We start from the raw sequence: 22,367 nt of genomic DNA, 5'->3' as shown, positions 1-22,367 counted from the left end.
GGCGGGCCAAAGCCACTCCATCGGGTGACCGGTCGCAATTCGGCTTGACCGTAGGCCTGGTGGGGGCTTGCACGCTGGCCAACGAGTGGTGCGGGCGGTCGGTTACGCACGGTTGATCATCGGACCGACCGTTCACCCGGACGTGTCGGCTGGGCGGGCGTGGTGACGGGCCGTCGGACCGCCGGGCTATCGCCCCCTCGGTCACCGCCGCCTCACCGGGCGTCGGGCGGGAGGAGCCGGGCCAGGGTGCGGACGGCGCGGTACTGGAGGGTCTTGATCGCACCCTCGTTCTTGCCCATGATCCGCGCGGTCTCGGCCACCGAGAGCCCCTGCAGGAAGCGCAGCGTGACGCACTCCTGCTGCTGGGGGTTGAGCCGGCGCACCGCGTCCAGCAGGGCGGCGTTGGAGAGCGACTCCAGCACCGACTCCTCCGGGCTGCGCTCGCACTCGTTGGAGTCGAGCATCTCGCCGGTGGTGACCTCCAGCCGGAACCGGCTGGACTTGAAGTGGTCGGCGACCAGGTTGCGGGCGATGGTGACCAGCCAGGCGCCGAAGTCCCGGCCCTGCCAGGTGAAGGTGCCGATCCGGCGCAGCGCGCGCAGGAAGGTCTCGCTGGTGAGGTCCTCGGCGGTGGCCCGGCTGCCGACCCGGTAGTAGATGTAGCGGTAGACGGTGTCCGCGTAGTGGTCGTAGAGCCGGCCGAAGGCGTCGCTCTCGCCGGCCTGGGCCCGTTCGACCAGTTCCATGATCGGGTTGTGCTCGGTCTCGTAGCCGGGGCTCGGCGCGGTGCGGGTGCGGCCGCGGCCGACTCCGGTGCTGCCGGTGCGGCCGCGCGAACCGGTGCCGGTCGAGCCGGCGGCGGTGGTGCGCAGCGCCAGGCCGGGGCCGTGCTGGTGGCCCAACGGCACACCGGCGGGCACGAGTTGGGGTGAGGTGGCGAGCTGGCTGCGGAGCAGGGTGCGCAGCAGGTCCAGGCCGGTGGAGATCTGCCGCTCGGCCGGCCGACCGCGCAGGCCGGTGCGGGGACGCAGGGGCGCGGACGACGGGCGGGAGGGTGCAGGCGCGTCGTTCCGGACGGGTGGGTACACGGGACTCCCAGAGGCAGAACTGTGGACGGATCACCTCCGCCTGCGCGGAGAGCACTCCCCATGACATCCGTTCGAGCGGGATGCATGGGTGACGTGCATCCAGGAGAGAATAACGCTTTGTGCAATGACAGCTACACCGTGTGGTCGAAGTGGTCGTTTGGGATCCATTTGTTGCGCATATTCGGCTGACACTGACCGGAGATGTCATCGTTCATCCGGCTCAACGTGACCGTTCGGGCGCCCAGGGTGACCAATTCGGCGGTACTGCGGGCGGTTTCCCAGCCTTGGGGCTCCGCAACCCCTGACTTTCCCGGCCTGGCGAACGATCAGAACCGGTCACCGGGTGACAGGTTCTGTCGGTGAGCCCGGACGGCCGTGTCGGGACGGGGAGTTCGCTCGTACGAGGGGCCAGGTCAGGCCCCTGATTGACGCCTCCTCACCCGCGCGGGGGAGAAGGCAGAAACGGTTCCCCGGATGGGGCGCGGCGGGCGCGCGGGAGGGCGCGGGGCGCCCCGGACCCCCGGGTCGGCCGGGATCAGCCCCGCCGACGACGGCGCTGCAGCGCCACCCCGGCGGCCGTCGCACCGGCCAGCACCCCGAGCGCGGCCGCCGCCGGCAGCCCCACCCGGGCCGCCTTGCGCCCCGTCCGGAAGTCGCGCACCCGCCAGCCCTGCGCCCGGGCGTGCCGCCGCAGCGCGCCGTCCGGGTTCACCACGTACGGGTGGCCGACCAGCGAGAGCATCGGGATGTCGTTCGCCGAGTCGCTGTAGGCGGCGCAGCGGTCGAGGTCCAGCCGCTCGTGCCGGGCCAGCGCGCGCACCGCGGCGGCCTTGGCCGGGCCGTGCAGCAGGTCGCCGACCAGCCGGCCGGTGTAGTGGCCGTCCCGGGCCTCGGCGACGGTGCCCAGCGCGCCGGTCATGCCGAGCCGCCGGGCGATGATCCGGGCCACCTCCAGCGGGGCGGCGGTCACCAGCCAGACCCGCTGGCCGGCGTCCAGGTGCATCTGGACCAGGGCGCGGGTGCCGGGCCAGATCTTGTCGGCGACGACCTGCTCGAAGACCTCCTCGCAGATCGCCTCCAGGTCGGCGGTGGGCTTGCCCGCGACGATGCCGAGGGCGGTGTTCCGGGCGTCCGAGATGTGGTCCGGGTCCTCGGTGCCCTGCACCCGGAAGAGGGCCTGCTGCCAGGCGAAGCGGGCGATGTCGCGACGGGTGAGGAAGCCGTGGCGGTAGAGGCCGACGCCGAGGTAGAAGATCGCGGCGCCGCGCAGGATGGTGTTGTCGCAGTCGAAGAAGGCGGCGGCGCGCGGGTCGTCCGGGTCGGGGGTGTGGTTCCCGGCCGGGGCTTTGGGGGCCTTCCCGGGCCTGCCCGCCGACGGCTCGGTCTCGGGTGCCTCGGTCTCGGGTGTTCCGGCCTCCGGTCGCACGGCTTCCGGTGCTCCCGCCGGAGCGGTCCCGGCCTCCGGGGCGGGTGCTGCGGGGGCGTCCAGGGCGGGGGCGCGCAGTGCGGCCTCGGCCGCCGCGGCGGCGGCCTCGCCTGCCAGGGCGCTCCGCTCGGTGGTGGAGCGTCTGGACTGGGTGAGCCTTCGGAGCACGGCCATGTCATCGAGCATAGCCAGCCGGGCGGGGAGCGGCCGTGACGGAGCCGTGCCCGTGGGGTGAACAGCCGATCCGTCGGCCCCGCCACAATGGCGGGGTGAGCCCACTGCTGCGACGTAAGAGCCCCGAGCCGGCCGACCGTACCGTCACCCTGGTCGGCAAGCCCGGCTGCCACCTGTGCGACGAGGCCCGGGAGGTGCTGCTCCGGGTGACGGCCGAGCTGGGCGTGACCTTCGAGGAGAAGGACATCACCCGGGACGAGGAGCTGTACCGCCGCTACTGGGAGCAGATCCCGGTCACCCTGATCGACGGTCGGCAGCACGACTTCTGGCGGGTCGACGAGAAGCGCCTGCGCAAGGCCCTGGGCGCCTAGGCCCCTGTCCGGCGACCTCCGTTCGTGCACCACCGCCCCCGCCGACCGGCGGGGGCGGTTCGCCGAATCGTTGCCAAAGACACTCCGTTCCGGCTTGGGGCGGCGCGCCGTGGTCGGCTTACGATCGAACGCGTTTGCGCCCGTGGGGGGCTGAGCACACGAGGAGTGCCGCCATGCTTCCCCGCCCGACCCCCGGTCCGCCCGAAGCCCTGCCCGGCTCCCGGGGGTTCGCCGTGGTGGACGTGGAGGCGACCGGCCGCAGCCCGTGGCGGCACCGGGTGGTCGAGGTCGCGGTGGTGCTGCTGAACGAGCGGCTCCGCCCCGAGGGCGAGTTCGCCACCCTGCTGGACCCGCTGGGCCCGGTCGGCCCGACCCATGTGCACCGGATACGCCAGGCCGACGTCGAGGGCGCCCCGCGGTTCCGGGAGATCGCCCCCCGGCTGCTGGAGCTGTTGGCCGGCCGGGTGCTGGTCGGCCATCACGTCAGCTGCGACCACGCCTTCCTGGACCGCGAGTTCGCCCGGATCGGGGTGCCGCTGCCGCCCGTCCCGCTGCTGTGCACGATGGGGCTGGCCCGGGCCCACCTGCCGGAGGCCCGCAGCCACGGCCTGGCGGCCTGCGTGGAGGCGGCCGGGCTCGGCTGGTACCCAGCGCACACCGCGCTGGGCGACGCCCGGGTGACGGCGGAACTGCTGCGGCACTGCGTGGGGGTCCCGTCCTGCCCGCCGGACGACTGGACCGGCCCGCTGCGCGAGGCCGCCCGGGTGCCCTGGCCGCGGCTGGGCCGGGCCCGTTCCCGTCCGTCCGGTACGGCCGTCCGGCTGCTCCGCCGGGAGGCGTCGTACGGGCCCTGGCTGCCCGGTTCCGCGGCCCCGGAGCTGGTCCTGACCCGGGCCGGTGCTATGGGTTCGACGGCGTGATGCGCATCACTGTGCGGGGACAAAACGGACACCATCTTTGTGCACACGTTCACAAACGCTTAGCCTGGCTGCCAAAGCCCAGCTTCACCCACAGGAGCACCGTGGCAATCGGCCGATCACCACAGAGCAGTTCGCAGACGCCCGACCAGGGCGCCGCGCGTCGCCCCGCGCGCGCCCGGGGCATCCCGGAGGCGACCGTCGCCCGGCTCCCCCTCTATCTGCGGGCCCTCACCGCGCTCTCCGAGCGCTCGGTGCCGACCGTCTCCTCCGAGGAACTGGCCGCCGCGGCCGGCGTGAACTCGGCCAAGCTGCGCAAGGACTTCTCCTACCTCGGCTCCTACGGCACCCGCGGCGTCGGCTACGACGTCGAGTACCTCGTCTACCAGATCTCCCGCGAGCTCGGCCTGACCCAGGACTGGCCGGTCGTCATCGTCGGGATCGGGAACCTCGGCCACGCCCTCGCCAACTACGGCGGCTTCGCCTCGCGCGGCTTCCGGGTCGCCGCCCTGTTGGACGCCGACCCGAACGTGGTCGGTTCCACCGCCGCCGGGCTCCCGGTGCGGCACATGGACGAGCTGGAGTCGATCGTCGAGAGCCAGCACGTCTCGATCGGCGTGATCACCACCCCGCCCGGCGCCGCCCAGCAGGTCTGCGACCGGCTGGTCGAGGCGGGCGTCACCAGCATCCTGAACTTCGCCCCGACCGTGCTGACCGTCCCGGACGGCGTGGACGTGCGCAAGGTGGACCTCTCCATCGAGCTGCAGATCCTGGCCTTCCACGAGCAGCGCAAGGCCGGCGAGGAGCCCGACCGCGCCGAGTCGGTGCTGGAGCGCGCCCCCGGCCCGGTCCGCGCGGCCGCGGCCAAGCTGCGCCGGGCGGCCGGCGGCAGCGGCAAGGGCCGCACCGGCGCCGAGCCGGCGGCCAAGGACAAGGACCAGGCCGAGCAGTCGGTCAAGGGCAAGACCGCCAAGGGCGGCGAGGGCGAGCTGTCCGCGGTGATGCCCGCATGAACACCGAACGCCGTGGGGGGCGGGCATGAGTCTTCTCGTCGTCGGACTGAGCCACCGGACGGCACCGGTCGGCGTGCTGGAGCGCGCCGCGCTGACCGGTGAGGTCCCGACCCGGCTGCTGCACGACGCGGCGGCGTCCTCGACCGTCGCCGAGGCCGCGCTGCTCAACACCTGCAACCGGATCGAGCTGTACGCGGACGTGGACAAGTTCCACGCCGGCGTCGCCGAGCTGTCGCTGCTGCTGGCCCACCACAGCGGGGTGGACCTGGAGGAGCTGACCTCCCACCTGTACGTCCACTACGAGGACCGCGCCGTCCACCACCTCTTCTCGGTGGCCTGCGGCCTGGACTCGATGGTGGTCGGCGAGGGCCAGATCCTCGGCCAGCTGCGCGACGCGCTGGCCAAGGCCCAGGACGAGCACACCGCCGGCCGCGACCTGAACGAGCTGTTCCAGCAGGCCCTGCGGGTCGGCAAGCGGGCGCACAGCGAGACCGGCATCGACAAGGCCGGCCAGTCGCTGGTCACCTTCGGCCTGGAGCAGGTCGCCGCGGGCGCGGGCGAGATCGCCGGCAAGCGCGCCCTGGTGGTCGGGGCCGGCTCGATGAGCTCGCTGGCCGCCGCCACCCTGGTCCGCTCCGGGGTCACCGACCTGCTGATCGCCAACCGGACGCCGGCCCGCGCCGAGCGCCTGGTGGAGATCCTCGGCCCGGACGTGGCCCGCACCCTGGACCTCGCCAAGGTGCCGCAGGCGCTGGCCGACGTCGACCTGGTGATCTCCTGCACCGGCGCGGCCGGTGTGGTGGTCCGGGCCGAGGACGTGGCCGCCGCGGTCGCCGTACGCACCTCGCCCCAGCCGCTCGCCCTGCTCGACCTGGCCATGCCGCGCGACGTCGACCACGCCGTGCACGAGCTGGCCGGCGCCCTGCTGGTCGACCTGGAGAGCCTCTCCCACGCGCACGCCGCCAGCCCCGGCGCCGGCGACGTCGACCAGGTCACCCGGATCGTCTCCGACGAGGTGACCGCCTTCGGCGCCGCCCAGCGGGCCGCCCGGATCGCGCCGACCGTGGTCGCGCTGCGGTCGATGGCCTCCGACGTGGTCGCCGCCGAGCTGGGCCGGCTGGACTCCCGGCTGCCCGACCTGGACGAGCGCTCCCGCGCCGAGATCACCCAGACCGTCCGCCGCGTCGTCGACAAGCTGCTGCACGCCCCGACCGTCCGGGTGAAGCAGCTGGCCGCCGAGCCCGGCGGGGCCTCCTACGCGGACGCCCTGCGCGAGCTGTTCGACCTCGACCCGGCGGCCGTGCACGCCGTGTCGGGCACGCCCGTCGGCGGTCCGCCCCAGCCTTCGGGCGGGGGCACCAGATGAACCGTCAGCCATCCCACGAGTACCACCGGGACGATCACCTCATGAATGGTCAACCGCTCACCGAGCAGGCTCCGGCCGCCGCCCTGCGGCTCGGCACCCGGCGCAGCGCGCTCGCCATGGCCCAGTCGGGCATGGTCGCCCGCGAGGTGACCAGGCTCACCGGCCGCCCCGTCGAGCTGGTCGAGATCACCACCTACGGAGACACCTCCCGGGAGGCGCTCGCCCAGATCGGCGGCACCGGCGTGTTCGTCTCCGCGCTGCGGGACGCCCTGCTGGAGGGCCGGATCGACTTCGCCGTGCACTCGCTCAAGGACCTGCCCACCGCCGCCCCCGAGGGCCTGGCGCTGGCCGCCGTCCCGGTCCGCGAGGACGTCCGGGACGCCCTGGTCGCGGCCGAGGGCCTGACCCTGGACGAGCTGGTGGAGAAGCTGGCCGGAGCCGGCCGCCCGGCCCGGATCGGCACCGGTTCGCCGCGCCGGATGGCGCAGCTGAACGCCTGGGCCCGGGCCCGCGGGGCCCGGCTGGAGACGGTGGCGATCCGCGGCAACGTGGACACCCGGATCGGCTTCGTGACCTCCGGTGAGCTGGACGCCGTGGTGCTGGCCACGGCCGGCCTCAACCGGCTCGGCCGCAGCGCCGAGATCTCCCAGCACCTCGACCCCGAGCTGATGATCCCGGCCCCCGGCCAGGGCGCACTCGCCATCGAGTGCACCACCGGGAACACCGGGCTGACCGCCGCGCTCGCGCTGTTGGACCACGCCCCCACCCGGGTCGCCGTGGCCGCCGAGCGCGCCCTGCTGGCCGCCCTGGAGGCCGGCTGCTCGGCCCCGGTGGCCGCACTGGCCACCTGGAGCCGGGAGAACGAACTGCAGCTGGACGGAGTGGTCGGCGACCCCGACGGTGCCGCCCTGCTGAAGATGTCCGCCAACGGTCCGATCGTCCTCGACGAGACCGCCGAGCGGCAGGCGCGGGCCCTCGGCCACGACCTGGCCGCCCGGCTGCTCGACGCGGGCGCGGCCACCCTGATGGGGGAGCGAGCCCGATGAGCCCCACCGCCGCCACTGACGCCCTGTTCCCGGCCGGTCAGCCCACCGGACGGTGCACCTTCCTGGGAGCCGGTCCCGGGGACCCGGGCCTGCTGACCCTGCGCGCGGTCGAGGTGCTGTCCTCGGCCGACGTCCTGGTCGCGGACCCGCTGACCGCGGCCGCCGTGCGCACCCACTGCCCGGCCGGCGTGCAGGTGCACGCCCCGGCCGCCGAGGGCGCCGGCTTCGACCTGGCCAAGCTGGTCGCCGAGGCCGTCCGGGCCGGCAAGCACGTGGTCCGCACCGTCGACGGCGACCCGGGCCTGGACGGCTGCGCGGCCGAGGAGATGCTCAGCTGCGCGGGCGACGGGATCCCCTTCGAGGTGATCCCGGGCGTCGCCCAGTCGGTCGGCGTCCCGGCGTACGCGGGCGTCCCGCTGCGCGGCGCGGCTGGTGCCGACGTCCGCTTCGTGGACGGCGCCCAGCTGCTGTCCGGCGTCCCGGTGGACCTGGGCGCGCCGGAGACCACCCTGGTGGTCCGCACCACCCTGGGCCAGCTGCCGGCCACCGCGAGCGCGCTGGTCTCCAACGGCCGCAAGCCGGACTCGGCGCTCAGCGCCACCCTGTCCGGCACCACCACCCGGCAGCGCACCTTCACCTCCACGCTGGCCACCATCGCGGCCGACCTGAAGGCCGCCCGGGTGCTGCCCTCGCCGGTCTCCGCCCCGGTGGACCCGGCGACCTCGGTGATAGCCGTGGTGGGCGAGCAGGTCGCCCACCGCGCCTCGCACTCGTGGTTCGAGACCAAGCCGCTGTTCGGCTGGAACGTCCTCGTGCCGCGCACCAAGGAGCAGGCCCACGGCCTGTCCGAGCAGCTGCGCTCGTACGGCGCGGTGCCGCAGGAGGTGCCGACCATCGCGGTCGAGCCGCCGCGCACCCCGCAGCAGATGGAGCGGGCCATCAAGGGCCTGGTCACCGGCCGTTACGAGTGGATCGCCTTCACCTCGGTGAACGCCGTCCGCGCCGTCCGGGAGAAGTTCGAGGAGTACGGCCTGGACGCCCGGGCGTTCGCCGGGATCAAGGTCGCGGCGGTCGGCGAGACCACCGCCCAGGCCCTGGTGGACTTCGGCGTGAAGCCGGACCTGGTGCCCTCCGGCGAGCAGTCCGCGGCCGGGCTGCTGGAGGACTGGCCGCCGTACGACCCGGTCTTCGACCCGATCGACCGGGTGCTGCTGCCGCGCGCCGACATCGCCACCGAGACCCTGGTGGCCGGCCTGGTCGAGCTCGGCTGGGAGGTCGACGACGTGACGGCGTACCGGACGGTGCGCGCCTCGCCGCCGCCGGCCGAGACCCGTGAGGCGATCAAGGGCGGCGGTTTCGACGCGGTGCTGTTCACCTCGTCCTCGACCGTCCGGAACCTGGTCGGCATCGCCGGCAAGCCGCACAACGTCACGGTCATCGCCTGCATCGGCCCGGCCACCGCCAAGACCGCCGAGGAGCACGGCCTGCGGGTCGACGTGATGGCCCCGGCGCCGTCGGCGGCCGCGCTGGCCCAGGCGCTGGCGGACTTCGGGGCCAGGCGCCGGGACACCGCGACGGCCGCGGGCGAGCCGGTCTACCGGCCGAGCGAGCGTCGTCCGGGCTCCCGCCGCAAGGCCCGTTGAGGGTCCCCGCCCCCGGGTGTAAGGCCAACTATGGTGCTGGGGGCGGCGGTTCGCCGTCCCCAGTGCTGCACAACCGTTCGGAGAGAGAAGCCGTGTCCGCTGAATTCCCGTACGTTCGCCCGCGCCGGCTGCGGCAGAGCCCGGCGATGCGCCGTCTGGTGGCCGAGACCCGGCTGCACCCGGCCGAGCTGATCCTGCCGATGTTCGTCCGCGAGGGCGTCAGCGAGCCCGTCCCGGTCGGCTCGATGCCGGGTGTGGTCCAGCACTCCCGGGACACCCTGCGCAAGGCCGTCGTCGAGGCGGCCGAGGCCGGTCTGGGCGGTGTGATGCTGTTCGGCGTCCCGCTCGTGCAGGACGCGATCGGCAGCGAGGGCACCAACCCGGACGGCATCCTCCAGCAGGCGATCCGGGACGTGGTCGCCGAGGTCGGCGACTCCCTGGTGGTGATGTCCGACCTCTGCCTGGACGAGTACACCGACCACGGCCACTGCGGCGTGCTGGCCGCCGACGGCAGCGTGGACAACGACGCCACCCTGGAGCGCTACGCCGAGATGGCCCGGGTCCAGGCCGACGCGGGCGTCCACCTGGTCGGCCCGTCCGGCATGATGGACGGCCAGATCGCCGTCATCCGCCGGGCCCTGGACGAGGCCGGACACCAGGACACCGGCATCCTCGCCTACACCGCCAAGTACGCCTCGGCGTTCTTCGGCCCGTTCCGCGAGGCGGTCGGCTCCTCGCTCAAGGGCGACCGCAAGGCCTACCAGCAGGACCCGGCCAACGCCCGCGAGGCGCTGCGCGAGCTGGAGCTGGACCTCGCCGAGGGCGCCGACATGGTGATGGTCAAGCCGGCCATGGCCTACCTGGACATCCTCCGCCAGGTCGCCGACGCCTCCCCGGTGCCGGTCTCCGCGTACCAGGTGTCCGGCGAGTACGCGATGGTCGAGGCGGCCGCCGCGAACGGCTGGATCGACCGGGAGCGGATGATCATGGAGACGCTCACCTCGCTCCGCCGGGCCGGCGCCGAGCAGATCCTCACCTACTGGGCGGTCGAGGCCGCCGCGATGCTCAAGCAGCAGTAGGCGTCGGACAGACGGAAGGCCGGGCCGTCCCCCGCGGGGCGACCCGGCCTTCCGGCGCACTAGTGCCAGCCGTTGACGTGCGCGAAGCCGTCGCCGCCGCCGGCCAGGTCGGTCGCGGTGGCGGCGCCGCCCGCGAAGCCGCCGGCGATGACGTTGGAGGTGTGGCCGACGCCGAACCCGCCCCCGGCCAGGAACGGCTGGTCGCCGGTGGCGACCAGGCCGCCGCCGCCCTCCAGGCCGACGTGCGCGAACGCCGGGGTGGCGGCACCCGCGAGCGCGAGCGCGGCGGCGGCGGTCAGGGCGGCCTTGGCCAGCTTGCTCTTCATGGATCTGCCCTCTCTGTGGGAGCGCCCCCACGGGCGCTCTGCCTCTGACTGGTGATCACTCGGTCGGTCCGGTCCGACGCCCCACGCGCCGGGCCGGACGGACGGTCGTCCGGAGGGCCCGCACCCGTTCGGCGGTCCGGCCGGACACCTCGGTCAAGCCCGGAGGGCCCGGGGAGGAACTTTCCTCCCCGGGCCCTCCGTCCGTGCCATGCCCCTTGATCAGCCGATCAGGTGCGAGACACCCGCGTCGCCCGAGGACTGGGTGTTCTGGCCGACGTTGCAGATCTGCTTCGGGGTGCTGTTCAGGACGGGCACCTCGACCGGAACCGCGACGCCGACGACGGCGACGGCGATGTTGTGGACCTCCGGCAGGCAGATGTTCGCGTTGTCCAGGGTGTGGAAGTTCGGGCTGCCGTTGCCGTGGGTGCCGGTCTGGTTGGTACCGCCGTTGCCCTGGACGGAGGTGGCGGCGCCGTCCGAGTCGACGATGGCGGAAGCCGAGCCGGCGGACATCGCGATGGCGGCGGCGGCCAGGCCGGCGGCGGCGAGGGACTTCTTGATCATTTCCGGTTTTCCTCTCAAGGGTGAATCGGGGAGCGATTCGAGGGTGGTTCAGGAGGTGGTGCGAGGTGGGCTGGGGGAGCGTCAGCCGACCAGGTGGGACACGCCCGCGTCGCCGTGGCTCTGGGTGCCCTGGCCCTGGGTGCAGTACTGCTTGCCACCGCTGTTGGCGATCGGGACCTCGACCGGGACGGCCACACCGAGAACGCCGACGGCGATGTTGTGGATCTCGGGGAGGCAGACGTTCGCGTTGTCCAGGAAGTGGAAGTTCGGGCTGTTGTTCCCGACCGTCCCGGTGAAGTTGGTGCCGCCGTTGCCCTCGATGGAGGCGGCCGCGCCGTCCGCGTCACCGATGGCGGAAGCGGGTGCGGCGGCGCCGGCCAGCGCGGCGACGGCCAGGCCGGCGGCGGCGAAGGACTTCTGGATCATGGGGAGATCCCTCTCTGAAATGCTTTCGGTTTCCGTGCGTAGCAACGCGTCGAACGCTCAGACCCGGTCTGCAGTCACTGACGTCCAGATCAAAGAATGACGGCACGGAAGGTTACGGGGATTTTTGAAAAGAGTCCGGGAGGCGCGTCGAAGGGTGGTTTGCGGTCGGATTATTAGGCCGAATCGGTTAACGCCCGCAATCCGAACTCACGGTCACTCGTTGCGCAGATTGCTTTCCGGCTGCGGGCCCCGCAGCCCTTCCCGAAGGAACTCCGGTACCGGGTCTCCAGGCGTCCCCGGTACGGACAGGCAGAACGGTGACAAGCATGAAGTTCTCCAAGCGGGCCGGCGCGATGCTGCTGGCGGTCGGTGCGGGCGTGCTCGCCTCCCAGGGAGCGGCCTCCGCCGCCCCGGTAAGCCCCGACCAGGTCGGAGCCCTGGAGGACAAGCTGTCCACCCAGCAGGTGCCGGCCGATGTGCCGCTCACCCCGCTGGGCAGCCACGTCACGGCCGGCATCCCGACCTCGCTGGTGATGCCGCCGGTCGCCGGCCGGACCACCGACAACGGGCTGCTCCCGGACCACGTGCTGCCCCAGCTGGCCACCGGCAAGGTCGGCCCGAGCGCCAAGGCCCAGCTGCCGCTCCCGCTGGTCGACCAGGGCGCCGACCTCGGCGAGGTGCTGCTGGAGGCTCCGGCCGCGCCGCTGCAGGCCAAGACCCCCGGGCTGGACGTGGGCAAGCCGCTGTCGCTGGTGCACGACGGCACCGGCCAGCTCGCCGACGGCCGGCTCCGGGTGGACGAGGTGGACCCGCACCTGGTGCCCGGTGCCGTGCAGACCGTCCCCGGGGCCACCGCGAGCCTCGGCGGCGACGAGAGCCGGCTCTCCGTCACCGACGAGGTGAACGACCTGGCCAACACCACGACCGCGACCACCACCGGGGTGCTGCAGCAGACCGACGCCCCCGACACGGCCACCTCGACCGTCACCGGCCTGGTGCAGCAGAGCGGCCTGGCCGACCTGACCCAGCTCTGAGCCGGTTCCGCAACCCGACCGGACGCGACGGAGCCCGGCACCCCTTCCGCCGGACGGGGGGTGCCGGGCTCCGTCGCGTCCGTACGCCCGGCGCTCAGCCCGGCAGGACGCCGGACAGCCCGCCGACCAGCGGGAGGTCCTTGACCCCGCCGCCAGAGCTCAGCGGACCGGTCAGCGTGCCGGTGCCCAGCGGGGCCAGACCCTGGTCCGGCTGGACGGTGGCGCCGTTGTTCAGCACGTCGGCCGAGGAGTTGGCCCACGGGTCCAGGCGCAGGCTCTTGATCGGCGCGACGCCGTAGCCGAGGCCCGCCGTCGTCCCGCCCAGCGCCTGCCCGACGTCGGTCTTCGCCAGGGTGGCCGGGCCCGCAGCGGGCTGCTGCCCCGCGGGGGCGGCGGCCTGCGCGGTACCGGCACCGGCGCCGAGCAGCAGCGCGGCGCCCACGGCGGCGGCCAGGCCGGCCCCGCCCTTCATCGAAACCGTCGAAACCATGCGGATCACCCTTCGAGGGATCGGGGAAACCGAACTGCCCCCCGGCCGGCTGGTCGGGGGGCAGTACGGCCGAAACGCGTGCCGATCGGGGATCAGCAGTCGTCCGCGGGCATCGGGTGGGCCTCGACGTTGGCGCAGGCGTTGCCGAAGGCCGGGTTCAGCGCGCCGATCACGTCGATGGAGTTGCCGCACAGGTTGATCGGGATGTGGATCGGCACCTGGAGCTGGTTGCCGGAGATGACGCCGGGGGAGCCGGCGGCCACGCCTTCGGCGCCGGAGCTGGCGGCGGCGGAGCCCGCCGCGCCCAGCACCAGGCCGGCAGCGGCGGCGGAGAGGACGGCGGCCTTCTTAACGTTCTGCATGGGGGTTGATCTCCTCGATCACACACGGGTGGAGCGCGCCGCGCCCCGGCACTGCGGGACGCGGCACGGGCTCGGGTGAATCAGCTGTCGCCGGTGCGGCGACCGCGGGTTCAGCCGACGTTGGCGCAGGAGTTGCCGAACGCCGGGTTCAGGATGCTGATGAGACCGATGCTGTTGCCGCAGACGTTGACCGGGATGTGCACCGGGATCTGGATCTGGTTGCCGGACAGCACGCCGGGGGAGCCGGCGGCCACGCCCTGGGCGCCCGAGCTGGCGAACGCGCCGCCGGCGGCACCGAGCACCAGACCGGTGGCGGCCAGCGACAGGGCAGCGGCCTTCTTGAGGTTGCGCATGATGTATTCCTCCGATTTCTGCCCGACGGAAGGGAAATGTCGGGGAGTCGGGCGAGCACGAATACTCACCCGAAGGCTGTAGGGATTGCCGTGAATGTCACTCCGGCGGCGTACACCGGCGTGTTCCGCCCATGGCTCGGGCGTCGACGCAGCCGCCGCGTTTCTTCCAGCACCCCGCGAACGGTTCCCGCACGGCCGGGAACGATTCGGACGGAGGTGCGACCAGGAATTCCCGGTCAGGCGTTCAGGCGGTGTCGCCGAACGCCGGGTTCTGGGGGGCCCGCCACGTCGACCGACTTGCCGGTGGCCTCGGTGCCGTCGAGGCCGTGGGCGAGCTGCGCATGGGCGGTACTCGATTCAGGAGCAGGGCCGGATTGGATCGTCTTCGTGAGGGAGAACGAGGCAGCGCGCGGGGGGAAACGGTCCGGTCCGCCTCCCGCCGGAGATCACCCGAATGCCCGGTGGGTGGTCGCGTTGCGCCAGACGGGTGACAGTGCGCCCACCGTCGCAACCGGTCCGGACGGGTGTCGTTCTAGATGTCGCACTCCCCGTGCATCTCTGTTTGAACAGTCAGGAGGCTCGCATGAGCATCAAGAAGACCGCCGCCGTCGGCGCGGCCGTGGTGGGCATCGTGGCCGCCGGCGCCGGCACCGCGATGGCCAGCTCCGGCGCCGAGGGTGTCGCCGCCGGTTCCCCCGGTGTCATCTCGGGCAACCAGGTCCAGATCCCGGTGCACGTTCCGGTCAACCTGTGCGGCAACACCATCGACATCGTGGGTCTGCTGAACCCGGCGTTCGGCAACCACTGCGCCAACCTGGGCTGAATCCACCCCCGGTTCGGCCGGTGAGAGCCGCCGTTCCGCGCTTCCCTCCTGGGGCGCGGAGCGGCGGCTCTTTTCCGTGCCCGGCAGTCGACTCCGGGTCAGGTCCCGGAGCGGTCATAAGCCTTGTTGTACTACTTGTCAGTACTTAGAATATGAGACCTGCTCACCTTTTCGGCACCACCTCTCTTGCTCCGCGCCGTCCGGCATCCCCAGCCGGGCGGTTCCCCCACCCCGCAAGGAGTCGCGTGTGATCAGGTTCCGCACGTCCGCGGCGCGGCGAGGGCGAACGGGCTCGTCCCGGTCCGCCGCGCTGCTCGCCACCGGCGTCCTCGTCGCCACCCTCGGCCTGGCCGGCGCCCCCGCCGCGTTCGCCGACACCTCGCCGGCCCCGGCCCCGGCGCCCACCCGCCCGGCCGCGATCGTCGCCCTCGGCGACAGCGCCATCTCCGGGGAGGGCGCCGGCACCGACACCAACGACGGCTACTTCCCGGGGACCGACACCCCCACCAACTACTGCCACCGCCACCCCAAGTCGGAGATCTTCACCACCGACATCCCCGGGGTCACCCCGATCGACCTCGCCTGCTCCGGCGCCCAGACCGGCGACCTGGTCAGCGACCCCGAGCTGGCCAAGATCACCGGCCCGGGCTTCGGCGACTTCGGCGAGCCCAAACAGGACGTCAAACTCGCCGACGCGGCGGGCAAGTACGACGTCAAGATGGTCGTCGTCACGATCGGCGCCAACGACGACTTCGACTTCAGCGGCATCATGATGCACTGCCTCGCCCAGTACTTCCCGATCCCCAAGGACCAGGGCTGCCGGGACACCATCGGCAGCGACGAGATCCGCCGCCGGGCCAAGGCGGTCCAGCCCAAGGTCGTCGCCGCGCTCCAGGACGTCCGGCAGACCATGCGCAAGGCCGGCTACGCCGACTCCGCGTACCAGCTCGTCTACCAGTCGTACTTCAACCCGATCACCCCGGACATCCGGCGCAACGACTACCTCGGCAAGATCACCGACGGCTGTCCGGCCTTCCCCGAGGACCTCGCCTGGGGCCACGACTGGGTGGTGCCCACCTTCAGCGACGCGCTCCGCGGCGCGGCCGAACAGGTCCCCGGCGTACGGTACTTGGACCAGCGGCGGGTCGCCTTCGGGCACGAGGTGTGCGCGGAGTGGACGAGTTCGCCGTACGAGTACAGCAACGGCGACGTCATCAACCTCTCCGAGTGGGCCCGCAACGGCTGCGACTCGCAGATCGGGATCCCCGGGCTGTGCATGAACATGGTCCGCCAGTCGTACCACCTGCGGGTGGCCGGCTACCGCGGTGAGGGCGTCTGCCTCGGCCAGTTCTTCGCCAAGCCCGACCAGGCGGAGGCCTACTGCACGCTCAACCAGCAGAACACCACCTCGATCCAGCCGCTCACCCCCGGACAGCCCTTCGGCGACGGCCCCGAGGACGGCTCCTGGTACCAGCTCACCAACGCGGCCACCGGCAACGCCCTCGACCTCTCCGGCGGCGGCACCTACGGCGACTCCACCAACGGACGGGCCGCGATCAGCTACCCGGCGACCGGCGGGCTGAACCAGTCCTTCGTCCTGGAGGCCAAGGCCGGCGGCAGCTACGAGCTGGACTTCAGCGGCAACCGCAACATGTGCCTGGACGCCAACGCGGCCGGCACCGCCGCCGGCACCCGGATCCAGCAGTGGGGCTGCAACGGCGGCGCCAACCAGCACTGGGTGTTCGTCCCGGCCGGCAACGGCAACTACAAGATCGCCGACTCGGCCGACCCCACCAAGGTGCTGGCGGCCGGCACCGCCCTCGACGCCAAGAGCAACCCCTACGTCGAACTCGCCGCCGACACCGGCGCCCCCGCCCAGCTCTGGCAGCTCACCAAGCTCGGCATCGTGTACCTCCACGGCTGAGCCCGCCGGCCGTCGCCGCCCGGCCCGGGCGGCGACGGCCGCACCCCCGGCGCCACGGGATTCCCGGGCGGCCGGGGGAGGGCCCGGGCTCGGGGGCGTGCCGTAGGCTCACGGGAACATCGTCGCGCCGGAGCCGCGCGCACCAGGAGCGGGGCGGGGAGTACCCAGACCAGATGAGCACGGCATCGAGCACCGAGTCGTCGAGCACCGAACCGGCCGCCAGAGAGTCGTCGAGCACCGGACCGGCCGCCGGAGGGTCGTCGGGCACCGGGCCGGTGACGGCCCCGGAGCCGGAGTCGGAGGGGCGTTCCGAGCAGCGGACGGGCCCGGCGCCCGGCCGCTTCATGGCGCTGGTGGACCGCTTCGCGCCCGCGCTCGGCGCCTACGCCGTGGTCAAGGCGACCGGCCTGGCCGTCTTCCTGCTGCTGCTTGACCACACCGGTGACTACCTGAAGAAGCAGGTCGGCCGCGGCGGCGGCGCCCACGCCTGGGACGTGCTGGGCACCTGGGACGGCGTCTGGTACCAGCGGATCGCCGAGAACGGCTACGACCCGCAGCTGATCCCGCTGCACGGCTTCCCGCTGGCCACCTACTACGAGAACTCCGCCGCCTTCTTCCCGCTCTACCCCTGGCTGATGCGGCTGGTCGGCGCGGTCACCGGGCTCGGCCCGTACGGCTCCGGGATCGCGGTCTCGGTGATCGCCTCGCTGGTCGCCGCGGCCGGGATCTTCGCGATCGCGGAGCGACTGGGCGGCTTCCGGGCCGGGGTGATCGCCGCGGTGATCTGGGGCCTGTTCCCGGGCTCGGGGGTGGAGTGGGCGGTCTACTCGGACTCGCTGTTCGTCGCGCTGTCCGCCTGGGCCTGCTACTGCGTGATGACCCGCCGCTGGCTCGCGGCCGGTCTGCTGGCCCTGGTCGCGGGCCTGAACCGGCCGACCGCGGCCGCGCTGATCGCCGCGGTCTCGATCGCCGCGCTGGTCGCGCTGGTCCGCCGCAGGGACGGGGTGGCCCGCCCGCTGACCGCGATGCTGATCACCCCGTGGGGCCTGTTCGGCTACGTGGCCTGGGTGGGCTGGCGGATGGGCGACTGGGGCGGCTACTTCAAGCTGCAGCGCGGCGCCTGGAACCGCTACTTCGACTTCGGCGCCTCCACCGCGCGGACGTTCATGGACGTGATCACCGGCCACTGGGACTTCTGGCAGTCCAACCCCGTTCCGGACCTGATCGCCATCGCCCTGCTGATCGCCCTGCCCGGCCTGCTGGTGCTGCTGGGGAAGGCCCGTCCGCCGCTGGTGCTGTGGATCTTCACCGGGCTGACCGTCTTCACCGCGCTGAGCAGCAACCAGATCTTCGGCAACATCTCGCGCTACCTGCTGCCGGCCTTCCCGCTGTTCATCGGTCTGGCGGTGGCGCTGCGCCGGGTGCGGACCTCCACGCTGGTCGGACTGTTCGCGATGCCGGTGATCGCGGCCGGCTGGTACGCCGGCTATGCGCTGTTCGAGTTGGGAATCCCGTAACCCCGGCGTTGGTCAGCAACGGGATCATCCGGCAGCAGACGGGCCGTTGCTAACCTCGGACGCATGACGACGACCCCGCCCGTGCCCGTGCGCCAGATCCGCGACATCTCCGGCCTGCTGGACCACGCGAGCCACGTGCTGGCGACCCGGATGGCGGCCGCCTTCACCGAGCTCGGGATCACCCCCCGTGCGTACTGCGTGCTGTTCCACGCCCAGGAGGCGGAGCGCACCCAGATCCAGCTGGCCGAGCTGGCGGACCTGGACAAGACCACCATGGTGGTCACCGTCGACGAGCTGGAGAAGGCGGGCCTGGCCGAGCGCCGCCCGTCCGCCACCGACCGCCGGGCCCGGATCATCTCGGTCACCGACCAGGGCACCCGCGCCGTGGAGCAGGGCACCCGGATCGCCGACCGGGTCCACCGGGAGCTGCTGGACGCGCTGCCGCAGCCCGAGCAGGACGCCTTCGTCGCGGCCCTGACCCGCCTGGTGGACGGGCACCTGGCGGAGCCGGTGGAGAGCGAACGGACCGTGCGCCGGGCCCGGCGCTCCCGGGGCTGAGCTTCCATCCCGAGATAGATAGTCCCGAAGAAAACAATCTGATAGCTTCCTTCCCGGTACTCGACGAACCGGGAGAACCGCCATGACCACGCACGCCCCGGCCGCGCCCGACACGGCGCCCCCGGCCCCCGGCCCCACCCGCTCCCGCGCGCTCGCCCTCACGGTGCTCTGCGCGGGGATGCTGATGATCATCCTGGACGGCTCGATCGTCACCGTGGCGCTGCCCGCCATCCAGGACGACCTGCACTTCTCGCCCGCCGACCTGACCTGGACGGTCAACGCCTACCTGATCGCCTTCGGTGGCCTGCTCCTGCTGGCCGGCCGGCTCGGCGACCTGATCGGCCGCAAGCGGGTCTTCATCGCCGGCCTCGCCGTCTTCACCGCCGCCTCGCTGCTCTGCGCCCTCGCCACGTCGCAGGGGATGCTGATCGCCGCCCGCTTCCTCCAGGGCGTCGGCGGCGCGATGGCCTCGGCCGTCAGCCTCGGCATGATCGTCACGCTGTTCCCCGAGCCCGCCGAACGCGGCCGCGCGATCGGCGCGTTCAGCTTCGTCGGGGCGGCCGGCGCCTCGATCGGCCAGGTCCTCGGCGGGGCGCTCACCCAGGCCCTCGACTGGCACTGGATCTTCCTGATCAACCTGCCGATCGGCCTCGCCGCCGGCCTGCTGGCCCTCCGGGTGCTGGCACCCGACCGGGGCCCGGGCCTGCGGGCCGGCGTCGACGCCCCGGGCGCCGCGCTGATCACCGCCGCCCTGATGCTCGGCATCTACGCCATCGTCGGCACCGGCGGGCACGGCTGGACCTCGCCCCGGACCCTCCTCCTCGGCGCGCTCGCGCTCGCCCTGCTGGCCGCCTTCACACTGCGTCAGGCCCGGGCCGCCCGACCGCTGCTCCCGCTGCGGGTCTTCCGCTCCCGCGGCCTCTCCGCCGCCGCCGCGGTGCAGACCCTGATGGTCGGCGGGATGTTCGGCTTCCAGGTCATGATCGCGCTCTACCTGCAGGACGTCCGCGGCTACGGCGCCGCCGCCACCGGCCTCGCACTGCTCCCGGCCGCCACCACCGTCGGCGCCGTCTCGCTGCTGCTCTCCGCCCGGCTGATCGCCCGCTTCGGCGAGCGCCGGATGCTGCTCACCGGCCTGGTCCTGCTGCTCTCCGGGCTGGCCCTGCTGACCAGGCTCCCCGTCGAGGCCGACTACGCCCTCGACGTGCTGCCCACCATGCTGCTGATCAGCGGCTTCGGCCTGGCGATTTCGGCGCTCACCGCCCTCGCCATGGCCGGGGTCGACCCGCGCGACGCGGGCACCGCCTCCGGCCTGTTCGGCACCTCCCAGCAGGTCGGCGGCGCGCTCGGGGTCGCTGTGCTCAGCACCCTCGCCACCGGCCGCGCCCACACCCTGGCCGCCGCCGGGCACCCCGCGGCCGAGTCGCTCACGGCCGGCTTCCGACTCGCCTTCGCGGTGGCCACCGGACTGCTCGCACTGGCCCTGCTGCTCGCCGCGATTCTGGTCCGACCCGTCAGCAGGGCTTGACGAACCGTCAACTCGGCGCACCCTTGGGCATGTTCAGCGGCCAGGGGTGCGCGGTCGCTACGGCCAGACCAGGCAGTACAGCTGGTGCCCGGCGTCGTGCAGCCGGTTGGCGAAGTCCTGCCACTCGTGCAGCATGCTGTAGATCACGAAGGCGTCCCGCGGCCCGCGCCGGTCCGGCACGGTGGACCAGATGAAGGCCGCCGCGCCGAGCTCGGTCTCGTCGGCCTTGCGGAGCGGTTCGACCACGTTGTGCGGGAGTTGGACGACGGCGTAGTCGGGGTGCAGCACCACCAGCTCCAGCGGCGGCACCTGGTGCAGCGGCACGCCCTGGATGCCGGTGAGGACCATGGCGCTCATGGTCTCCGGTTTGATCTTGGTGGAGAGGTGGCCGGTGGGGGAGCCGCTGGTCTCCATCAGGTCGCCGAGCCGCCCCAGCGCGCCGAGTTCACCGGCGTCCAGACCGAGACCGCCCGGGCCGAGGGCGGTGGGGACTCTGGCGGCGGTCGCGCGGTCCGGTGCGCCGAAGTACTTGTACGTCACCCCCACGCGTCCCTCACCCCGCCTCTCGCCGCCGCGGCGACCACGCCCCGTACCCGCTCCCGTACCCCCGCGTGCGGTTTCGGCGGGCCTGCGGGAGCCACCCGCCGCCTCGTCGAAGCCGTCCTGCGCCTCGGACACTCGGACCATCCTCACCGGAATTCGCCGGAATCGACAGACCCCCGCACGCCCGGCGTCCCGCCGGACGTGCTCCTTACCCGTCATGCGCCGCCGTACCCATCCGCGGTACGCGGCAGTCCTCTCCACACCCCTGCACACACCCCGGGCGCTCGCGCACCCCGTGCCCACAGTCTGACTGGTCCGTGCTCCGGAACAGCCAGCGGCCCCGCCCGTACACGACCGCCACGGACAACCGTCACGGACAACCGTACAGACAACGGTGCCCGGATCATCGTTCCAGATGATCGGGCCGGACATGCAGAGCTCAAGGACACGATTTGAGACCATGTCTCCTGTGAGCTACCCCTACGAAGCCCCCCAGTCCCAGTCGCTCTTCGATCGCGCCTCCGTGGTCACGCCCGGCGGCGTCAACTCCCCGGTGCGCGCCTTCCGCGCGGTCGGCGGAACGCCGCGCTTCATGGTGTCCGGCAACGGCCCCTACCTCACCGACGCCGACGGCCGTGAGTACGTCGACCTGGTGTGCTCGTGGGGTCCGATGATCCTCGGCCACGCGAACCCGGCCGTGATCGAGGCCGTCCAGCAGGCGGTCGCCCGCGGCACCTCCTTCGGCACCCCCGGCCAGGGCGAGGTCGAGCTGGCCGAGGAGATCGTCGCCCGGGTCGCCCCGGTCGAGCAGGTCCGCCTGGTCTCCTCCGGCACCGAGGCCACCATGTCCGCGATCCGGCTCGCCCGCGGCTTCACCGGCCGGGCCAAGGTGGTCAAGTTCGCCGGTTGCTACCACGGTCACGTGGACGCCCTGCTGGCCGCCGCCGGTTCCGGCGTGGCCACCTTCGGCCTTCCGGACACCCCGGGCGTCACCGGCGCCCAGGCCGGCGACACCATCGTGCTGCCGTACAACGACCTCGCCGCCGTCGAGCAGGCCTTCGCCGCCCACCCGGGCGAGATCGCCTGCGTGATCACCGAGGCCTCGCCCGGCAACATGGGCGTCGTCCCGCCGCTGCCCGGCTTCAACGCTGGCCTGGCCCGGCTCTGCCGGGACAACGGCGCGCTGTTCGTCTCCGACGAGGTGATGACCGGCTTCCGCGTCTCCAAGGCCGGCTGGTACGGCCTGGAGGCGGCGCACGAGGGCTGGGCGCCCGACCTGCTGACCTTCGGCAAGGTCATGGGCGGCGGCTTCCCGGCCGCGGCCTTCGGCGGCCGCGCCGACGTGATGGCCCACCTGGCCCCGGCCGGACCGGTCTACCAGGCGGGCACCCTGTCCGGGAACCCGGTCGCCACCGCGGCGGGCCTGGCCCAGCTGCGCGGCTGCACCGACGAGGTGTACGCGACGGTGGACAAGGTGGCCGCCGAGGTCTCCGGCCTGGTCTCCGAGGCGCTCGCCAAGGAGGGCGTGGCACACCGGCTGCAGACCGCCGGGAACATGTTCTCGGTGTTCTTCACCGAGGCCCCCGTCACCAACTACGACGAGGCCCGGACCCAGGAGGCGTACCGTTTCACCGCCTTCTTCCACGCGATGCTCGCCGAGGGCGTCTACCTGCCGCCGTCCGCCTTCGAGTCCTGGTTCGTCTCGGCGACCCACGACGCCCGGGCGATCGAGCGGATCGCCGCCGCCCTGCCGGCCGCCGCGCGCGCCGCTGCCGCCGCCACGGCCTGAGCCCCGA

At 73.0% G+C, this 22,367-nt stretch carries 23 protein-coding genes; 14 read left to right on the top strand and 9 right to left on the bottom strand.

The window, feature by feature from the left end:
• Positions 1-212: 212 nt before the first annotated feature.
• Positions 213-1,031, bottom strand: a complete 819-nt coding sequence (locus ABTZ03_RS05185; protein ID WP_402419315.1) for an ECF subfamily RNA polymerase sigma factor, BldN family — start codon at positions 1,029-1,031, stop codon at positions 213-215.
• Positions 1,032-1,623: 592 nt separating this feature from the next.
• A complete protein-coding gene (locus ABTZ03_RS05180; RefSeq protein WP_350511459.1) occupies positions 1,624-2,688 on the bottom strand; it encodes an HAD family hydrolase in 1,065 nt (354 codons plus the stop codon).
• A gap of 95 nt (positions 2,689-2,783) precedes the next feature.
• Between ABTZ03_RS05180 and ABTZ03_RS05175 the strand changes: the two genes are divergently transcribed.
• From ABTZ03_RS05175 to hemB, 7 genes are all read left to right on the top strand, one after another.
• The gene (locus ABTZ03_RS05175; protein WP_350511458.1) at positions 2,784-3,059 is read left to right on the top strand and encodes a glutaredoxin family protein; all 276 of its coding nucleotides are present in this window, start codon (positions 2,784-2,786) and stop codon (positions 3,057-3,059) included.
• 173 nt (positions 3,060-3,232) lie between these two features.
• Entirely contained in the window at positions 3,233-3,979 is a 747-nt protein-coding gene (locus ABTZ03_RS05170) for a 3'-5' exonuclease (protein WP_350511457.1), read from the top strand.
• A gap of 107 nt (positions 3,980-4,086) precedes the next feature.
• On the top strand, positions 4,087-4,989 hold the full coding sequence (locus ABTZ03_RS05165; RefSeq protein ID WP_350511522.1) for a redox-sensing transcriptional repressor Rex: 903 nt from the start codon (positions 4,087-4,089) through the stop codon (positions 4,987-4,989).
• A 25-nt stretch (positions 4,990-5,014) separates the two neighbouring features.
• Positions 5,015-6,355 carry a glutamyl-tRNA reductase gene (locus tag ABTZ03_RS05160; RefSeq protein WP_350511456.1) on the top strand — a complete coding sequence of 447 codons (1,341 nt, stop codon included), beginning with the start codon at positions 5,015-5,017 and terminating at the stop codon, positions 6,353-6,355.
• Between the two features lie 41 nt (positions 6,356-6,396).
• Positions 6,397-7,401, top strand: coding sequence for a hydroxymethylbilane synthase (gene hemC / locus ABTZ03_RS05155; protein WP_350511455.1), 1,005 nt, complete (start codon positions 6,397-6,399; stop codon positions 7,399-7,401).
• Complete coding sequence (locus ABTZ03_RS05150; RefSeq protein WP_350511454.1) at positions 7,398-9,044, top strand: bifunctional uroporphyrinogen-III C-methyltransferase/uroporphyrinogen-III synthase; 1,647 nt, start codon at positions 7,398-7,400, stop codon at positions 9,042-9,044. Before hemC ends, ABTZ03_RS05150 begins: the two co-directional genes overlap by 4 nt.
• 92 nt (positions 9,045-9,136) lie before the next feature.
• Positions 9,137-10,123 (top strand): porphobilinogen synthase, encoded by a 987-nt coding sequence (gene hemB / locus ABTZ03_RS05145; RefSeq protein ID WP_350511453.1) that lies wholly within the window; start codon positions 9,137-9,139, stop codon positions 10,121-10,123.
• Positions 10,124-10,182: 59 nt separating this feature from the next.
• Here hemB and ABTZ03_RS05140 read toward each other — a convergent pair whose 3' ends face one another.
• From ABTZ03_RS05140 to ABTZ03_RS05130, 3 genes are all read right to left on the bottom strand, one after another.
• Positions 10,183-10,449, bottom strand: coding sequence for a hypothetical protein (locus ABTZ03_RS05140; protein WP_350511452.1), 267 nt, complete (start codon positions 10,447-10,449; stop codon positions 10,183-10,185).
• A 219-nt stretch (positions 10,450-10,668) separates the two neighbouring features.
• Positions 10,669-11,013 (bottom strand): rodlet layer protein, encoded by a 345-nt coding sequence (locus tag ABTZ03_RS05135; protein ID WP_188309838.1) that lies wholly within the window; start codon positions 11,011-11,013, stop codon positions 10,669-10,671.
• 81 nt (positions 11,014-11,094) lie between these two features.
• Positions 11,095-11,439 (bottom strand): rodlet layer protein, encoded by a 345-nt coding sequence (locus ABTZ03_RS05130; RefSeq protein ID WP_350507669.1) that lies wholly within the window; start codon positions 11,437-11,439, stop codon positions 11,095-11,097.
• A 326-nt stretch (positions 11,440-11,765) separates the two neighbouring features.
• Here ABTZ03_RS05130 and ABTZ03_RS05125 point away from each other — a divergent pair, with 326 nt between their 5' ends.
• On the top strand, positions 11,766-12,473 hold the full coding sequence (locus tag ABTZ03_RS05125) for a hypothetical protein (protein ID WP_350511451.1): 708 nt from the start codon (positions 11,766-11,768) through the stop codon (positions 12,471-12,473).
• A 94-nt stretch (positions 12,474-12,567) separates the two neighbouring features.
• On the opposite strand, the gene ABTZ03_RS05120 is transcribed toward ABTZ03_RS05125, so the two are convergent.
• The 3 genes from ABTZ03_RS05120 to ABTZ03_RS05110 all read right to left on the bottom strand — a co-directional run bounded on the left by ABTZ03_RS05120 (position 12,568) and on the right by ABTZ03_RS05110 (position 13,678).
• Positions 12,568-12,963: a hypothetical protein gene (locus tag ABTZ03_RS05120; protein ID WP_350511450.1), complete on the bottom strand. Its 396-nt coding sequence runs from the start codon at positions 12,961-12,963 to the stop codon at positions 12,568-12,570.
• Between the two features lie 92 nt (positions 12,964-13,055).
• The gene (locus ABTZ03_RS05115; protein WP_350511449.1) at positions 13,056-13,325 is read right to left on the bottom strand and encodes a chaplin; all 270 of its coding nucleotides are present in this window, start codon (positions 13,323-13,325) and stop codon (positions 13,056-13,058) included.
• Positions 13,326-13,435: 110 nt separating this feature from the next.
• Positions 13,436-13,678, bottom strand: coding sequence for a chaplin (locus ABTZ03_RS05110; RefSeq protein ID WP_350511448.1), 243 nt, complete (start codon positions 13,676-13,678; stop codon positions 13,436-13,438).
• Positions 13,679-14,261: 583 nt separating this feature from the next.
• Between ABTZ03_RS05110 and ABTZ03_RS05105 the strand changes: the two genes are divergently transcribed.
• The 5 genes from ABTZ03_RS05105 (at position 14,262) to ABTZ03_RS05085 (ending at position 20,028) form a co-directional block, all read left to right on the top strand.
• Complete coding sequence (locus tag ABTZ03_RS05105; RefSeq protein WP_350511447.1) at positions 14,262-14,501, top strand: chaplin; 240 nt, start codon at positions 14,262-14,264, stop codon at positions 14,499-14,501.
• Between the two features lie 247 nt (positions 14,502-14,748).
• Complete coding sequence (locus ABTZ03_RS05100; protein WP_350511446.1) at positions 14,749-16,425, top strand: RICIN domain-containing protein; 1,677 nt, start codon at positions 14,749-14,751, stop codon at positions 16,423-16,425.
• Between the two features lie 173 nt (positions 16,426-16,598).
• Positions 16,599-17,942, top strand: a complete 1,344-nt coding sequence (locus tag ABTZ03_RS05095; protein WP_350511445.1) for a glycosyltransferase family 39 protein — start codon at positions 16,599-16,601, stop codon at positions 17,940-17,942.
• Between the two features lie 63 nt (positions 17,943-18,005).
• On the top strand, positions 18,006-18,500 hold the full coding sequence (locus ABTZ03_RS05090; RefSeq protein ID WP_350511444.1) for a MarR family winged helix-turn-helix transcriptional regulator: 495 nt from the start codon (positions 18,006-18,008) through the stop codon (positions 18,498-18,500).
• An 82-nt stretch (positions 18,501-18,582) separates the two neighbouring features.
• Positions 18,583-20,028, top strand: coding sequence for a DHA2 family efflux MFS transporter permease subunit (locus tag ABTZ03_RS05085; RefSeq protein WP_350511443.1), 1,446 nt, complete (start codon positions 18,583-18,585; stop codon positions 20,026-20,028).
• Between the two features lie 57 nt (positions 20,029-20,085).
• On the opposite strand, the gene ABTZ03_RS05080 is transcribed toward ABTZ03_RS05085, so the two are convergent.
• Positions 20,086-20,715 carry a hypothetical protein gene (locus tag ABTZ03_RS05080; RefSeq protein ID WP_350511442.1) on the bottom strand — a complete coding sequence of 210 codons (630 nt, stop codon included), beginning with the start codon at positions 20,713-20,715 and terminating at the stop codon, positions 20,086-20,088.
• A gap of 316 nt (positions 20,716-21,031) precedes the next feature.
• On the opposite strand from ABTZ03_RS05080, the gene hemL reads away from it, so the two are divergent.
• A complete protein-coding gene (gene hemL / locus ABTZ03_RS05075; RefSeq protein ID WP_350511441.1) occupies positions 21,032-22,360 on the top strand; it encodes a glutamate-1-semialdehyde 2,1-aminomutase in 1,329 nt (442 codons plus the stop codon).
• Positions 22,361-22,367 lie beyond the last annotated feature (7 nt).

The sequence above is a fragment of the Kitasatospora sp. NPDC096077 genome (assembly GCF_040303245.1).
Classification (GTDB): domain Bacteria; phylum Actinomycetota; class Actinomycetes; order Streptomycetales; family Streptomycetaceae; genus Kitasatospora.
The sequence above is the reverse complement of the archived record's forward strand: the minus strand, read 5'-3'. Positions and strand labels throughout refer to the sequence as shown.